The 14,740-nt window shown below is 63.4% G+C and carries 12 protein-coding genes; 8 read left to right on the top strand and 4 right to left on the bottom strand.

Going from position 1 to position 14,740, the window contains the following annotated elements; all coding sequences use genetic code 11:
• The first annotated feature begins 2 nt into the window (after nt 1-2).
• Nucleotides 3-1,919, top strand: a complete 1,917-nt coding sequence (locus tag LOY37_RS16475; RefSeq protein ID WP_258715289.1) for a tyrosine-protein phosphatase — start codon at nt 3-5, stop codon at nt 1,917-1,919.
• On the opposite strand, the gene LOY37_RS16470 is transcribed toward LOY37_RS16475, so the two are convergent.
• The gene (locus LOY37_RS16470; protein WP_408980662.1) at nt 1,907-2,902 is read right to left on the bottom strand and encodes a helix-turn-helix domain-containing protein; all 996 of its coding nucleotides are present in this window, start codon (nt 2,900-2,902) and stop codon (nt 1,907-1,909) included. The genes LOY37_RS16475 and LOY37_RS16470 overlap by 13 nt on opposite strands.
• A 139-nt stretch (nt 2,903-3,041) precedes the next feature.
• On the opposite strand from LOY37_RS16470, the gene LOY37_RS16465 reads away from it, so the two are divergent.
• From LOY37_RS16465 to LOY37_RS16435, 7 genes are all read left to right on the top strand, one after another.
• Nucleotides 3,042-3,317, top strand: a complete 276-nt coding sequence (locus tag LOY37_RS16465; RefSeq protein WP_258715288.1) for a hypothetical protein — start codon at nt 3,042-3,044, stop codon at nt 3,315-3,317.
• 19 nt (nt 3,318-3,336) lie between these two features.
• Complete coding sequence (locus LOY37_RS16460) at nt 3,337-3,816, top strand: DUF1842 domain-containing protein (RefSeq protein ID WP_258593955.1); 480 nt, start codon at nt 3,337-3,339, stop codon at nt 3,814-3,816.
• A 233-nt stretch (nt 3,817-4,049) separates the two neighbouring features.
• On the top strand, nt 4,050-6,254 hold the full coding sequence (locus tag LOY37_RS16455) for an OsmC domain/YcaO domain-containing protein (RefSeq protein WP_258715287.1): 2,205 nt from the start codon (nt 4,050-4,052) through the stop codon (nt 6,252-6,254).
• Nucleotides 6,255-6,418: 164 nt separating this feature from the next.
• Nucleotides 6,419-7,231 carry a class I SAM-dependent methyltransferase gene (locus LOY37_RS16450; protein ID WP_258715286.1) on the top strand — a complete coding sequence of 271 codons (813 nt, stop codon included), beginning with the start codon at nt 6,419-6,421 and terminating at the stop codon, nt 7,229-7,231.
• Nucleotides 7,232-7,391: 160 nt separating this feature from the next.
• Nucleotides 7,392-7,895: a sigma-70 family RNA polymerase sigma factor gene (locus LOY37_RS16445; RefSeq protein WP_045194157.1), complete on the top strand. Its 504-nt coding sequence runs from the start codon at nt 7,392-7,394 to the stop codon at nt 7,893-7,895.
• A gap of 5 nt (nt 7,896-7,900) precedes the next feature.
• Nucleotides 7,901-8,860 (top strand): DUF4880 domain-containing protein, encoded by a 960-nt coding sequence (locus LOY37_RS16440; protein ID WP_258715285.1) that lies wholly within the window; start codon nt 7,901-7,903, stop codon nt 8,858-8,860.
• A 108-nt stretch (nt 8,861-8,968) separates the two neighbouring features.
• Nucleotides 8,969-11,404 carry a TonB-dependent receptor gene (locus LOY37_RS16435; protein ID WP_258715284.1) on the top strand — a complete coding sequence of 812 codons (2,436 nt, stop codon included), beginning with the start codon at nt 8,969-8,971 and terminating at the stop codon, nt 11,402-11,404.
• Here the strand turns inward: LOY37_RS16435 and LOY37_RS16430 are convergent.
• The 3 genes from LOY37_RS16430 to LOY37_RS16420 all read right to left on the bottom strand — a co-directional run bounded on the left by LOY37_RS16430 (nt 11,392) and on the right by LOY37_RS16420 (nt 14,610).
• Nucleotides 11,392-11,904 (bottom strand): hypothetical protein, encoded by a 513-nt coding sequence (locus LOY37_RS16430; RefSeq protein ID WP_258715283.1) that lies wholly within the window; start codon nt 11,902-11,904, stop codon nt 11,392-11,394. The two genes, LOY37_RS16435 and LOY37_RS16430, sit on opposite strands and share 13 nt — an antisense overlap.
• Nucleotides 11,905-11,915: 11 nt before the next feature.
• Nucleotides 11,916-12,854, bottom strand: coding sequence for a YncE family protein (locus LOY37_RS16425; RefSeq protein WP_258715282.1), 939 nt, complete (start codon nt 12,852-12,854; stop codon nt 11,916-11,918).
• A gap of 169 nt (nt 12,855-13,023) precedes the next feature.
• Nucleotides 13,024-14,610 (bottom strand): hypothetical protein, encoded by a 1,587-nt coding sequence (locus LOY37_RS16420; protein WP_258715281.1) that lies wholly within the window; start codon nt 14,608-14,610, stop codon nt 13,024-13,026.
• Between the last annotated feature and the right edge of the window lie 130 nt (nt 14,611-14,740).

Genomic DNA, 14,740 nt, shown 5'->3' with positions numbered 1-14,740 from the left:
TCGTGTATCAACGACTGTTGTGTTCGCTGTCCGTTTTGAGCCTGTCCATCGCCGCCCAGGCCGCAGAAAGTGTGCCGCTGGATACCCCGCGCCTGGCGCGTATCGACAACTTTCGCGATATCGCCGGCACCACCCATGCCTATTCCACTGCCCACGACGGTTTGATGCGCAGCGGCGTGTTCTACCGCTCCAACGCCCTGACGCCGTCGCCTGCTGACCTGGCCACGCTCAACGGCCTGGGCATCAAGGCAATCTACGACCTGCGCACGCCGGACGAGATTGCCGCGACCCCCGACACCCTGATCGAGGGCGCGCGCTATCGCAATATCGACATCATCGGCAACAACACCTCCGGCGCCGACATCACCCGCGTCAGCTTCACCAGTGCTGCCGATGCCATTGCCATGATGCAGGAGACCAACCGCGCCTTCGTCAACGATGCCGGTATGCGTGGCCAGTTCACCACGCTGTTCAATGAGCTGGCGGCGGGCGATGGTGCGGCGCTGTTCCACTGCACCGCCGGCAAGGACCGCACCGGTTGGACCGCTGCGGTGTTGCTGAGTATTGCCGGGGTCGACAGCGCGACGATCATGGACAACTACCTGGCCACCAACGACTACACCGCCGCACGCGTGGCGGCCACCCTGGCGCATATGCCGCCGGCTATGGCGGCGATCTATGCGCCGCTGCTGGCAGTGGACGCCAGCTACCTGCAAGCCGGCCTCGACCAGGTCACTGCGCAGTACGGCAGCATGGACAACTACCTCAAAGAGGGCCTGGGCTTGTCTCAGGAGACCCTCTACGTACTGCGGGCCAAGATGGTTTCCTACAACAGCCTGCCCGGCCAGTTGGGCTTGCTCGGCAACGCCGCGTCCGGCGCGCAGCTGTTGCAGCAGTTGCAAGACAGCAGCCTGTCGGGCACCTACAGTGCCTACAACTATTACTTGCAGTCGGCCATCGATGCCGGTGACCTGACTGGCGTCGAGTCGACCGTCGGCGGCCAGGTGCATGCCGACGCCGCCAGCTACCTGTTGCGCCAGGGCGCGCTGATCGACCGCGCCGCCGCGCCTTACAGCCGCGGCACTGAGCTTAAGGTTGGCCAGTACCGGTTGTGGAGTACTGCCCTGGCCAGCTACCTGGGCACCGACGGTTCAAGCCATGCCGCCAGCAGCAACGAGCACAGCCAGGGCCTGATGATCGGCCTGACCCAGCGCTTTTCCGAGCAGTTCAGCGGCCACGCCGGTTTTGGCTACAGCCGTGGCAGTGTCGGCGGCGCGGGCGGTGAGGCGGACACCGACCTGACCTTGTTCAAGGCCGGTGCGCGCTACGCTCCGGCGGGGCTTGAGCGTGGCCTGTTCGTCGATGCCGGCCTCAGTGCCGGCTGGCTCGATTACGCCAGCAAGCGCGAGCTTGGCGGTGGGCTGGGCGCGGCCAAGGGCGACAGCCATGGCACCCTCAGCGGCGCCAGCCTGGCCCTGGGCTATCGCGCACCGGTGAACGCCATCACGCTTGAGCCAAGCCTGGGCTTGCGCATCAGTCACCTGGACCTCTCGGGCTTCAACGAAAAAGGCAGCGAACTGGCCCTCGACGTCGACGGTATACAGCAAACCCGGCGCAGCGCATTCGCCAACCTCGATGTTGCATTCAGCGCCATCGACCTGGCGGGCTGGCAACTGGTGCCGGGCGTGCAACTGGGCTACGAGCATGTGCTGGGCGATCACCAGGTCGACAGCCAGGGTCACCTGCTGGGCCTTGACATCGAACAGCGCGCCGCCTTCGACAACCGCGACCAGTTCACTGCCGGGGTCAACCTGATGGTCAGCCTGGGGGCGCTGAGCTTCGCTGCCGAAGCCGGCGCCAGCAGCGGCGGTGACAGCCACGGCGCCAGTGGCAGCCTCAAGGCCAGCTACTTGTTCTGACTGCCAGCCGGGCCAGCCCTGCGCCGCTGGCCCGCGCCGTTGCGCACCTCGGCAGGGCTGACGCCGAAGGCACTGTGAAAGTACTGACAGAACCTGCCGACATTGCTGAAGCCAAACGCCAGCGCCACCTCGGTGACCGACGCCGCGCCGCGTTGGCGCAGTGCATGGTGCGCGTGTTCCAGGCGCAGTTGGCGCTGGTAGGCGACGATCGACAAACCCATGAAACGCCGAAAACCGTCCTGCAAGGCACGCAGGCTGACGTTGCACATTCGCGCAAGCTCGGTGCCGCTGACCTGGCTGTGCGGATGGGCCTGAAGGTACTCGATGGCCAGCTTCACCTGTCGCGGCGCGATCATCGGCGCCGGGCGCTGCAGGGCCTGGCTGAAGTTGTGCGGCCAGATTTCGAGCAGCGCATCGACGAGCATTTCCTGCAGGCGCGCCGGCATCAGCGCCCCGGCGTGCAGCAGCAGGTCGAACTGGCTGCCGGTGGCCAGCTCCACCAGGGCCCTGATGCCCTGCAGGTGGGCCAGCGGCACCACAGGCTCAAAATACAACCTGCCGAGAATCGGCTTGCCCAGCAGCGTTGCCAGCCGCTCGGTAAACAGCGCCCGGCGGATCGAGATACCGCACTGGTCGTGATCATCCATCAGGCGCATCGAGCGTACATCGGCCTTGTCGATCGCCAGGCCCATGTGCCGAAAACCCGCCGCGTCACGATCGGGGTTAAGGATCAGGGTCCCGGAGGAGGGAATGACGAAGGTGATCTCATCCTGTGACTCGGGAAAGCAGAAAGTGAAGTCACCGCGGTAATGCATGCGTCGAAAACTCACGCCGTCATGGCGGCCATAGACGCCACCGATGTTGATGTTACCGGGCAGCGGTGGGGTATCGGCGTACAGGTTGCCGAACAGGCTGCTGAACACTGCGCCGAAGTCGTCGCTGTGCATGCTGTCTGAGCGCAGGATGATCTGTTTGCGAGTCATGCTTGAGTACACCTTCGGGGTCATCTGGCGTGCGAGAGGTTTCGGGGCAGCAAAACATCAAGAGGCTAGCAGCTGAACGTGACAGCGGCGTGACCCATATGGGGGATAACAGCGTGCTTTACCGAGGCTGGCCAACCATTTGTCGGACATGGCCGGTTACCGCTACCTGAATAACCAGGGGCAATGGATCGTGGTCGAGGCGCCAGCGCACCGCGAAGACACCCGTATCAAGGCCTTCGGTAACCTCGACATCCAGGCGCTGTTGCACACCGCGACCCTGGAGGCGGCCATTGCTACCGGCGATGTCGCCCACCTCAAGGCCCTGGCGGCCGGTGATGCGGGCGCAGCCCTGAACACCGCCATCGATTCGACCAAGAGCGCTTCCGGCAAAGCCGGCAAGTCCAGCCGCGCCTGACCAGACAAGGAGTCGTACCATGCCCGCAATCGGACTGTTCCACACCCGTCTCAACGTACGCACCGGCCTGCTCGGCGCCCCCGTGCTGACCCTCGATCTGTTGGTCAACACCGTGCACAAGAAGATCACCGGCGTGGCCAGCATCTTTGCTGCCACCTACCCGCCGCTGAACTTCCATGCCGATGTCTGGGGGGATTACTCGGACCTCAAGCTCGGCCTCAAAGGTGAGGGCCATATTGTTATCAACCTCACCGGCAGCCCCAGCGGCCCGTTCAGTACCCTGGAGCAGACTTTCCATCTGCACGGAATCCTTGATGCCAAGTGGGCCAGCGGCACCGCCAGCTATCGCTACCTGCGCCTGGATGGCGGCGGCTGGCAAGTGGTAGCGCATGCCAACGTACGCCAGGCGCCGACCGAGACTCACCAGAGCCAGAAGGACGTCAGCGAACGTAGCCGCAGTCGTCTGCAGGCGGCGATTGGTCAGCTGGAAAGTGCGTAAAGGCGCGTGACAAGAGGGCAGCCCGGTAGCCCGGGCTGCTTATCGACTGCATCCAGGCGCTGCCAAACAAGGCTGCATCGGCGACAACGCTGACGATGGCTGCCGATTCAGCAGGGCGATGACTTTGAGTGCTTCGTGGCGGGTTTGCCCGAGTAATTGCGTCAGGCACAAGACTTCCCGGCGAAAACCCGGATAATGGCGGCCAAATCGTTTTGCTCGTATGGTATTCCCGCATGGAAATCAAGGTTAACTTTCTCGACAACCTTCGACTTGAAGCCAAGTTCGATGACTTCACGGTGGTGGCCGATCAACCGATCCGCTACAAGGGCGATGGCTCGGCACCGGGACCGTTCGATTACTTCCTGGCTTCGTCGGCCCTGTGCGCGGCGTACTTCGTCAAGCTGTACTGCCAGACCCGCGATATCCCCACCGATAACATCCGCCTGTCGCAAAACAACATTGTCGACCCGGAGAACCGCTACAAGCAGATCTTCAAGATCCAGGTCGAGTTGCCGGCCGATATCAGCGAGAAAGACCGCCAGGGCATCCTGCGTTCCATTGACCGCTGCACGGTGAAGAAGGTGGTGCAGACCGGCCCCGACTTCGTCATCGAAGAAGTGGAAAACCTCGACGCCAACGCCCAGGCCCTGCTGATGCTCGACCCGTCCTCGGACACCAGCACCTTCATCGCCGGCAAGGACCTGCCACTGGAGCAGACCATCGCCAACATGTCGGGGATTCTCGCCGGCCTCGGGATGAAGATCGAGATCGCCTCGTGGCGCAACATCGTGCCCAATGTCTGGTCGCTGCACATTCGCGATGCGCAGTCGCCGATGTGCTTCACCAACGGCAAGGGCGCCACCAAAGAGGGTGCGCTGGCCTCGGCGCTGGGCGAGTTCATCGAGCGGCTCAACTGCAACTTCTTCTACAACGATCAGTTCTGGGGTGAAGACATCGCCAATGCCGAATTCGTCCATTACCCCGACGAGCGCTGGTTCAAGCCAGTCCGTAAAGATGCGCTGCCGGCGGAGATTCTCGACGAATACTGCCGCGAGATCTACAACCCCGATGGCGAACTGTGCGGTTCGCACCTGTACGACACCAACTCGGGCAATATCGAGCGTGGTATCTGCTCGCTGCCGTTTGTGCGCCAGTCCGACGGCGAGGTGGTGTACTTCCCCTCCAACCTGATCGAGAACCTGTACCTGAGCAACGGCATGAGCGCCGGCAACACCCTGGCCGAAGCCCAGGTGCAATGCCTGTCGGAGATCTTCGAGCGCGCGGTCAAGCGTGAAATCCTCGAAGGCGAGCTGGCCCTGCCGGACGTACCGCAGGAGGTGCTGGCCAAGTACCCGGGCATTCTCGCCGGTATCCAGGGCCTGGAAGAGCAGGGCTTCCCGGTGCTGGTCAAGGACGCCTCGCTCGGCGGCGCCTTTCCGGTGATGTGCGTGACCTTGATGAACCCGCGCACTGGCGGCGTGTTCGCCTCGTTCGGCGCCCACCCAAGCTTTGAAGTGGCGCTGGAGCGCAGCCTCACCGAGCTGCTGCAGGGCCGCAGTTTCGAAGGACTCAACGACCTGCCGCAGCCAACCTTCGAAAGCCACGCGGTGACCGAGCCGAACAACTTTGTCGAGCACTTCATCGACTCCAGCGGTGTGGTCTCGTGGCGCTTCTTCAGCGCCAAGGCCGACTTCGAGTTCGTCGAATGGGACTTCTCTGCCGAGGGTGAAAACGCCAACGCCGAAGAAGCCGCGGCGCTGTTCGGCATCCTCGAAGACATGGGCAAAGAGGTGTACATGGCGGTGTACCAGCACCTGGGTGCCACCGCCTGCCGCATCCTGGTGCCGGACTACTCGGAAATCTACCCGGTGGACGACCTGATCTGGGACAACACCAACAAGGCGCTGTTCTTCCGTGAGGACATCCTCAACCTGCACCGCCTGGATGACGAGCAACTGCAGTCGCTGGTCGAGCGCCTGGAAGAAAGCGAGCTTGATGATTACACCGACATCACCACCCTGATCGGCGTCGAGTTCGACGACAACACCGCCTGGGGCCAGCTGACCATCCTCGAACTGAAGCTGCTGATCCACCTGGCCCTGCAGCAGTTCGAGCCGGCCAAGGAGCTGGTCGAAACCTTCCTGCAGTTCAACGACAACACCGTCGAGCGCGGCCTGTTCTACCAGGCGGTGAACGTGGTGCTCGAAGTGGCCATGGACGACGAGCTGGAGCTGGCCGACTACGAAGCCAACTTCCGCCGTATGTTTGGCAACCCGCGCATGGACGCGGTGCTCGGCTCGGTGGACGGCAGTGTGCGCTTCCATGGCCTGACGCCGACCAGCATGAAGCTCGAAGGCCTCGACCGTCACCAGCGTCTGATCGACAGCTACAAGAAACTGCACGCGGCGCGGGCCAAAGTGGCCAACCTGTCGCGCTAAAAGGCGCCAGCAAAAACAGCACCTTCGGGTGCTGTTTTGGTTTATGCGCACAGGTTATAGCCATGTAGCCAACCGGTCTTGCCGCTCAAACGCTGGCGCTTGCCGCAGGCGGGGGTTGGCGTTTAGCTGAGCGTTCGTGTGAACAACCTCATCAGGTGCAGACCATGAGCACACCCCTGGATTTGCATGCGTTAAAGGCGCGCCAGCAGGCGGCGTGGGCCAGCGGCGACTACGCGGTGATTGGCACCACCTTGCAACTGGTTGGCGAGCGCCTGGCCGAAGCCTGCGACTTGCGCTGGGATGAAAAGGTTCTGGATGTCGCCGCCGGCAACGGCAATGTCACCCTGGCCGCCGCCCGCCGTGGCTGCCAGGTCACCTCCACCGACTACGTACCCGAACTGCTCAAGCGCGGCGAGGAGCGCGCCCGGGCCGAGCACCTCAACGTGGCCTTCCAAGTGGCCGATGTCGAAGCCTTGCCGTTTGCCGATGGCGCCTTCGACGCCGTGGTTTCGACCTTTGGCGTGATGTTCGCCCCCGACCAGGCGCAGGCGGCCAGGGAACTGGGTCGCGTATGTCGTTCGGGCGGGCGCATCGGCCTGGCCAACTGGACCCCGCAAGGTTTTATCGGGCAGATGTTCAAGACCCTCGGCCGTCACGTGCCGCCACCGGCCGGTGCACAACCGCCGTCGCGCTGGGGCGATGAAGAGCAGTTGCACAACTTGTTCGGCGACGACATCGGTGCGATCAAGGTCAGCCGCGAACACTTCAACTTTCGCTATCGTTCGCCGGCGCACTTCATCGAGGTATTCAGAACCTGGTACGGGCCGGTGCACAAGGCGTTTGCCTCGCTCGACAGCGACCAGGCCCGCGCGCTGGAAAGCGACTTGACCCAACTGCTGAACGACAACAACGTGGCGGGAGGTGCATCGCTGGTGGTGCCGAGCGAGTACCTTGAGGTGGTCATCAGCCGCCGCTGAAATTATCGCGGGTCCTGCGCGCAAGCTGTGGGAGCGGGCCTTGCCCCGCGAAACGGTCGGTTGTGTTGTTTCATGGCCGAGCAAAGCAAAACCAGTAGTAGTAAATGAATGAGAAGTATTACCATGCACGGCTTTCCTTAGCTGCCAGGAGATCCCGTCCATGCCCCCGTCCAGCCCTCACGATGTTGGCGCGCTGTATCTGCAGCATCACAGCTGGGTGGTGGCCATGCTGCGGCGCAAGCTGGGCAATCGCGAGCAGGCGCTGGACCTGGCCCAGGACACCTTCGTAAAGCTTCTGCGCAGCGAGGTGCCGCCACTGCTGCGCGAGCCGCGGGCGTACCTTGGCACCATCGCCAGCCGCCTGTGCCTGCAGCATTTTCGCCGCCAGGCGCTGGAACGTGCCTACCTGCAAAGCCTGGCTCAGCTTGAGCCGCAGCATCAGCCGTCGGAAGAAACCCGGGTGCTGGTGCTCGAGGCGCTGGACGCCGTCGGCCAGGTGCTCGATGGCCTGGCCAGCCGGGTGCGGGAGGTGTTTTTGCTGTCCCAGCTCGATGGCCTGACCTACCCGCAGATCGCCGAGCGCCTGGGCCTGAGCGTCAATGTCGTGCAGAAGGCCATGCTCAAGGCCTATCGGCATTGCTACGCTGCCGTGCACGGCGAATGAAGCCGATGCCCGCAGCCGAACCGCGCCTCGACCCGCACATTCTCGAACAGGCGATGCTGTGGATGGTGCGCCTGCAATCGGGTGTGAGCTGCGATGCCGAGCAACTCGCCTGCCAGCGCTGGCGCCAGGAAAGCGCGGCCCATGAACTGGCCTGGCAGCGGCTCAGTGGTATCGGCCAAGGCCTGCGAGAAGGCACCTGCGGTATGTCGGCGGCGGGGGCGCGCAGCCTGCTTGAGGCGCGTTCGCTGCCTTCGCGCAGGGCAGTCCTCAAGAGCCTGGTCGCCGGTGGCGTACTGATCGCCAGTGGCTACGGGGTACAGCAGCGCAGTGTGCTGCCGGGCCTGTTCAGCGATTACGCCACTGCCACCGGCGAGCGCCGCAACTGGACCCTGGCCTCGGGGCTGGCGCTGCAACTGGATACCCGCAGCGCCCTGGACAGTGATTTGCTCGATGGCGTCCGGGTGCTGACTTTGAACCGTGGGCGGGTATTGCTGGAGGTGGGGCAGGGCACCAGCGTCAGCCTGCGCACGGGCGAGGCCCGGGTACGGCCAGCGGCACTGTCGCGCCTGGTGGTCAGCCGGCAACCCAGCGCGACGCTGGTGCAGATGCTCAAGGGCACCGTGCAGGTCGAACATGGGCAGGGCTCAGGCTTGACCCTGCAGGCCGGCTGGCAACAGCTTTACAGCAGCACCCGGGCCGGGCCGTTGCTGCCACTGGCAGCGGGCGCGCAGGCCTGGACCCAGGGCCTGCTGGTGGCGCAGCGCATGCCGCTGGCCGAACTGCTGGCTGAACTCGACCGCTACCGCCCCGGCGTGCTGCGTTGTGATCCGCAGGTTGCCGGCCTGCAGGTCAGCGGCTCGTTCTCCCTCGATCAACCCGATGCCAGCCTTGAGCTGATCACCCAGGTGTTGCCGGTTCGCGTGCAGCGGCTGCTGGGTTACTGGGCCAGCGTTGTACCGGCCTGAAATAATTTTCATTGGCGTTGGCAGGTTTTCTTGCTTCGCGCATCAAGACAAGGGAAAGCGCTGAACAGCCAGCGCCATGCCCACCTCTGCTCTCCAAGGACTGTCTCGATGCGTTGTCGCCTTACCCCCCTTGCCACTGCCGTTCGCGCCCTGATGCTGGGTGCTACCCTGGTCACCTTCAACCAAACCGTAATGGCTGCCCAGGCGAGCGCGGAGCAGGCCGGTATGCGCAGTTATGACATCGCCCCGGGGAGCCTGGACAGCGTGCTCGGCCAGTTTGGCCAGCAGGCCGGGGTGATGGTCGCGGTGGACTCGCAGGTGTCCAACGGCCTGCACAGCCCCGGGCTGCGCGGCCAGTTCGCCGTCGACCAGGCACTGGCGCAAGTGCTGGCCGGCACCGGCCTGCAACCTGTGGTCATGGGCCAGGGACGTTACCGGTTGATACCCCGCGCCGCGGATGCCGGTGCCCTTGAACTGGGAGCGACCAGTGTCAGCGCCGCCGGCCTGGGCGCCACCACCGAAGGCACGGGCTCCTACACCAGCGGCTCGACCAGCACGGCGACCAAGATGAACCTGTCGATCCGCGAAACACCGCAGTCGATCAGTGTCGTCACCCGCCAGCGCATGGACGACCAGCAGCTGCGCAACATGTCCGATGTGCTCAACCAGACCCCCGGCGTGACCATGTCCCAGGATGGCGGCGAGCGCTTCAACATCTATTCGCGCGGCAGCGCTATCAACACCTATCAGTTCGATGGCGTCACCACTTACCAGGAAAACCAGACCCGCACCATGCCCAGCACCTTGCTCGACATGGCCATCTACGACCGGGTGGAAGTGGTGCGCGGCGCCACCGGGCTGATGACCGGCGCGGGCGACCCCAGTGGCGTGGTCAACGTCATCCGCAAGCGCCCGACCCGCGAGTTCCAGGCCTATGTGCAAGGCGGTATCGGCTCCTGGGATTTCAAGCGCCTGGAGGCAGATGTCTCCGGGCCGCTGACCCCGACCGGCAACCTGCGCGGGCGCATGGTGGCGGCCAAGCAGCTCAACGATACGTTCATGGACTGGTACCAGCAGGACCGCGACATTCTTTACACAGCGCTCGAAGCCGACCTCAGCGACACCACCCTGGTGCGCCTGAGCATCGATCACCAGCGCTACCGGCCCACCGGCGGCCAGGGGGTGCCGATCCTGTTCAGCAACGGCCAGCCAACGGATTTCTCCCGTGATGCCAGTTCCGGCGCGCGCTGGGCGTCAGATCGCTTCGACACCAACAACTACAGCCTGGCGCTCGAACAGCAGCTGGCCAACGACTGGCAACTGAAGGTCGCGGGCACCTTCATGGATGTCGATCGCGACACCCGTAGCGGCTCCTACCAGAGCTCCACCGGCATGTCGTACATCACCCCCGAGGGCAATGCCACCATCAGCCAGGGCTGGTCCGAAGCCACCCAGCACCAGAAAGCCGTCGATGCCACCTTGCAGGGGCCATTCGAGCTGTTCGGGCAAACCCATGAACTGATCGTCGGCGCCAACTACCTCGACTACGTCAACCACCACTACGCCACCAGCGGGCGTTCGGCCATCGTCGACTTCAATACCTGGAACAACGAACTGCCCAAGCCCGACAAGGACAGCTTCGCCCCGGCGCTGGACTACGACGTCGACACCCGCCAGAGCGGCTACTTCGTTGCCGGGCGCTTCAACCTCAGCGACAGCCTGCATCTGATCCTCGGCGCCCGGGCCAGCAACTACCGCTATCACTACTATTCCAAGAGCCTGGCTTCCGGTTACGTGCTGGACTACAGCATGACCGAACGCGGCGAAGTCACGCCCTACGCCGGGGTGGTCTATGACCTGACGCCCGAGCAGTCGATCTACGTCAGCTACACCGATATCTTCAAGCCGCAGTCGAGCCAGGACCGCAGCGGCAAGGTGCTGGAGCCGGTGGTCGGCAAAAACTATGAACTGGGCTGGAAGGGCGAGTTCTACGATGGCCGCCTCAACGCCAACGTCGCCGGCTACGTGATCAAGCGCGATAACGTCGCCGAGCTGGATGCCGGCTACACCGTGCCGGGCACCGACCAGGACGCCTACCGCGCGGTCAGCGGGGCCAAGACCAAGGGCGTTGACCTGGAACTGGCCGGCGAGCTCGCCCCGGGCTGGGAGCTGCAAGCGGGCTTCAGCCACTCGCGCACCGAAGACGCCGAAGGCCAGCGCCTGACCAGCCAGCTGCCGCTGGACACCTTCCGGCTGTGGACCACCTACCAGCTACCCGGCCAATGGCAGCGCCTGACCCTCGGCGGCGGCGCCAGCTGGAACTCCAGCAACTCGCTGTACTTCAGCCGCTACAACAGCCGCGTCAGCCAGGATGACTACGCGGTGTTCAACCTGATGGCGCGCTACCGGTTCAGCGATCATCTTTCCACCACCCTCAACCTTAACAACCTGCTGGACGAGAAGTACTACGCCGGGTTTTCTGGCAGCTACGGGCACTACGGGCCGCCGCGCAATGTGATGATGAATGTGCGTTACGACTTCTGAGGTTTGTAGTCGCAATGGATCTGCATGCTCTCTGTTTCGTTTCGATGGATGTCAAAGCCGCATTGTTTCAATGCGTCTTTGACTCTGTCGATAACCACCAGGTAGTGCGCTGCGCGTGCGCGCTGGCGAGTCAGCGAGGTAAAGACGCCAAAGGGCAGAAAGCGCAGCCTTTTTCCCTTTAACACAATGGAGACATCGACATGTGAGCCATCCACGTCATGTCCATTGGCGCCAAATATCTCGCCGACTTCATCCTTGCGACCGGGGTAGCAGGCGCAGAACACCTTGATGCCCAGCCAGCGTGAGAGCGTTCTGAACGAACCCAGATGGCTGGTTTTGTTTTCGTACCCGCGCACCAGCAACAGCTCAATGTCGGGTGGCAGCATTGATTGGGCCTCAATCAACTTACGGAAAGTTTCTTCATCGATGGCTACTTCAGAGGACGGCCAGCGCGGGGATACTCGTATCCCGTGGCGCTCTCCCTTTGGCAGTACAAGCATGCTGGGCAATCTCAGATGGGGCTATCCGGGGAGAGGGGGCTGGTCAGATCAAGCACATCGACGACTGCACCGCTGAAAAAGTCCACGACCTCCAGACGGTGGGTCAGCAACTGATCGCCAAACCAGTCAGCGGCGAGCCGGCCGGGTGGGCCTTTGTGGCGTACAACCGTGGTTTCGATCTGGCCGCTGTCAGCCGCAAGGATGATGTCTTCACCCCAGTTCGAACGCTGCGTCGCCGAGATCGGCAGGCACAGGTGAGTAGCGGATTCATTGAACAGGATTGTCCCGGCGCCTACCTGACCATATTCGTCGATGTCCCTGGACCACAATGTCGCGCCGTTGCGATCGCAGCACAGCAGGCGGTTGTTTTCACCGGTGACAAACAGGTATTGACCATCACGGGAAAAGCGCAGGCTTCTGACCTTGGCGTCCAGCGCCAGGGTGATCTTGTTGATCTCGCCACTGGCGCAATCAACCGTCAGCACACTGTTGCTGGCCCGCTCATCGGGTGCCCAGAGTTTGCCTTGCACGGGGTCGATGCAACCAAACCGGGCATCGACATTACGGGCGATCGGTTCGCTGCATTCGCCGCTGTCCAGGTCGATGACCACCGGGCGCTTTTTATCGTTGCCGACCCCGACCAGCGCGTACCGGCCGCTGGGGTCCAGGTGCGACCAGTACGCCAGGAACCTGTCGGTTTCATGCAGCGCCGTGCGATCTTCAAGAAAGCTCAGGCGCGAGCGACTGGCGCCGCGCACCACCCGCCAATCGGTGCCTTGCAGGGCCATGCGCCGGCCATCGTGGGAGATGTCGCAAACCCTGTCGTCGGCCTGGGTACCGACGGGGTGGGTCAATGCACCGGTGTCCGGATCGTACTGGGTCAGGCAGGCGGGGCGAATACTGTCGCTTTTATCGAAGAACACCAGGCGGCGGGGTACATCAATGTACATTGCAACTCCGAAGGCCATTGGGCAAAGAGGCGCAAGGATAAAGCGTGTGCCGGCTGTATGGCGAGCGCTGTGCACTCGATCGCGGGTCGAGCCCGCTCCCACTGGTCCGGGGTGCACAGATCCATTGTGGGAGCCGGCTTTGCCGGCGATGAGGCCAGTAATGCCACGGCTATTGCTGGGGATCCTGCGGGCGGATCAGCGCCGGATCGGACTGCAACTGCCACTGGCTGCGTTGCGACTGCAGCTGTGCCTCCAGGATCGATACGCCGCGGTCACGCTGGGAGATGCGCTCGCGCTCGAACAGGTCAGTGAGCAGGCCAAGCAGGTTGCGTGATTCCGAGACCGACGCCGGAGTGCTCACGTCGCTTTGCAGCACGCCATCGGCGTAAGAGCGCACACGTTCATTGCGACTGGCCTGCTGGCTGACGCTGGCTTCGACCAGGCTGTTCTTGTCGTAGCGCAAGCGCGTGCTGGTGCTCGATTGGTCGCTGACCTCGTGGTAACGGTAGTTCTGCGTCGCCAGGGCGTCGACCAGCGCCATCTGCGGGTTGAGGCTGGTGTGGTAGGCGGCCGACAGGTTCGCTTGCTGATCCTGTTGCACCGCGCGGTTCGCCGGCGATGCACCACTGATCGTGGTTGACTGGGACACTTTGTAGTCGAAGCGATCCAGCTCGGTGGGGCGCAGCGGGTTGGGCTGCTGGCTGGTCTGGCTGATCGAGGCACTGAAGTCGGCCAGGCCACTGAGCAGGGCGGTGTCTTTGGCGGCCAGCAGCGGTATAGCCGCGCTCGATGGCCTGCTGATATCGTCGGCGCTGTTGAGCTGGACGAAGGCGTCCTTGAGCAGGCCCACCAGGTTCTCGTCGCCTTTGCCGCGGCTCTGCGCTGCATCGAACTGGCTCAGGTAATTACTGATCGCCGCTTGGCGCTGGGCGCTTTTACCCAGCAGCGAAGTGTCGCGGGTATCGAGGTTCAGTTGTACGTTACCGGCCGGGCCCTGCAGGCTGAGCTTGCGTGCGCTGTCATCCAGGGTCAGGTCGAACGTCAGCTGCTGGCCATTTACCGTGTCCAGCTTGGCGTTCATCTGCAGCGCGCTGAACAGGGTCGGGTCGAGCGTGGCCAGCTTGCCCAGTTGCAGGCGTGGTGGTTGCTCGCTCAGGCCGTTGATGGCGCCCTGGAAACTTTCGGCCAGCGACGCCAGGCCCTTGAGCTCATCGCTGCTGAGCTGGCCGCCCTGTACCTCGGCGCTGACCGCCAGGCCTTGCTCATTGCTGGCCAGGGACAGGTTCACGGTGGCACCGGAAGCGGTGGTCAAGCTCAGGTTTACCGCATTGGCCGGGTGCTGGCGCAGGTTGTTGCTCTGCACCTTGAGTGCTTCGGCGCTTGGCTGGGCGCCGTCGGCGAAGGCGAACACCGATTGCGTAAACGACTGGCCGCCGTTGGCTACCAGTTGATTCACCAAGGCTGCGCCGAGCCCGTGGAAGCGCGAACCGATAGCGCTGGCCTGAACACCCACCATCATGTTCATGCTCAGCTTGTTCAGGTTGTCGTTTTCCAGCACATAGCGCAACGGCACCGCGAGGGTCCCGCGCGACGAATAAGTCGCTGCATCTTCGCTACGAGGGCTTTGGCCCAGGTTGACGGAGGTACTGGGCGGCGTCGCGAGCTGATCGGTGCGACTGCTGACAGCGTTGGCTGGTGTCGCCTGGGGGGCGGCGTATGCAGGGGCAATGCGCAGTCCTGCGTTGATTGGGTTCATGGTCGGTACCCGTGGTTTCCATACGTGTTCAGGGATATCGGCGGTGGATTTCAAAGCTTTAGTGTGCAGGGGCCGGCCTGCCCCGGGATGCGACCAACGCGCTGCCGTCGGCGTGCGCCAAGACCAGCAC

The organism is Pseudomonas sp. B21-012 (assembly GCF_024749305.1).
Taxonomy (GTDB): Bacteria; Pseudomonadota; Gammaproteobacteria; order Pseudomonadales; family Pseudomonadaceae; genus Aquipseudomonas.
The sequence above is the reverse complement of the archived record's forward strand: the minus strand, read 5'-3'. Positions and strand labels throughout refer to the sequence as shown.

Coding starts and splice junctions, on each gene's coding strand:
- LOY37_RS16470 (WP_408980662.1), bottom strand. CDS start 2,902: ATGACTCGCAAACAGATCATCCTGCGCTCAGACAGCATGCACAGCGAC.
- LOY37_RS16460 (WP_258593955.1), top strand. CDS start 3,337: ATGCCCGCAATCGGACTGTTCCACACCCGTCTCAACGTACGCACCGGC.
- LOY37_RS16455 (WP_258715287.1), top strand. CDS start 4,050: ATGGAAATCAAGGTTAACTTTCTCGACAACCTTCGACTTGAAGCCAAG.
- LOY37_RS16450 (WP_258715286.1), top strand. CDS start 6,419: ATGAGCACACCCCTGGATTTGCATGCGTTAAAGGCGCGCCAGCAGGCG.
- LOY37_RS16445 (WP_045194157.1), top strand. CDS start 7,392: ATGCCCCCGTCCAGCCCTCACGATGTTGGCGCGCTGTATCTGCAGCAT.
- LOY37_RS16440 (WP_258715285.1), top strand. CDS start 7,901: ATGCCCGCAGCCGAACCGCGCCTCGACCCGCACATTCTCGAACAGGCG.
- LOY37_RS16435 (WP_258715284.1), top strand. CDS start 8,969: ATGCGTTGTCGCCTTACCCCCCTTGCCACTGCCGTTCGCGCCCTGATG.
- LOY37_RS16430 (WP_258715283.1), bottom strand. CDS start 11,904: ATGCTTGTACTGCCAAAGGGAGAGCGCCACGGGATACGAGTATCCCCG.
- LOY37_RS16425 (WP_258715282.1), bottom strand. CDS start 12,854: ATGTACATTGATGTACCCCGCCGCCTGGTGTTCTTCGATAAAAGCGAC.
- LOY37_RS16420 (WP_258715281.1), bottom strand. CDS start 14,610: ATGAACCCAATCAACGCAGGACTGCGCATTGCCCCTGCATACGCCGCC.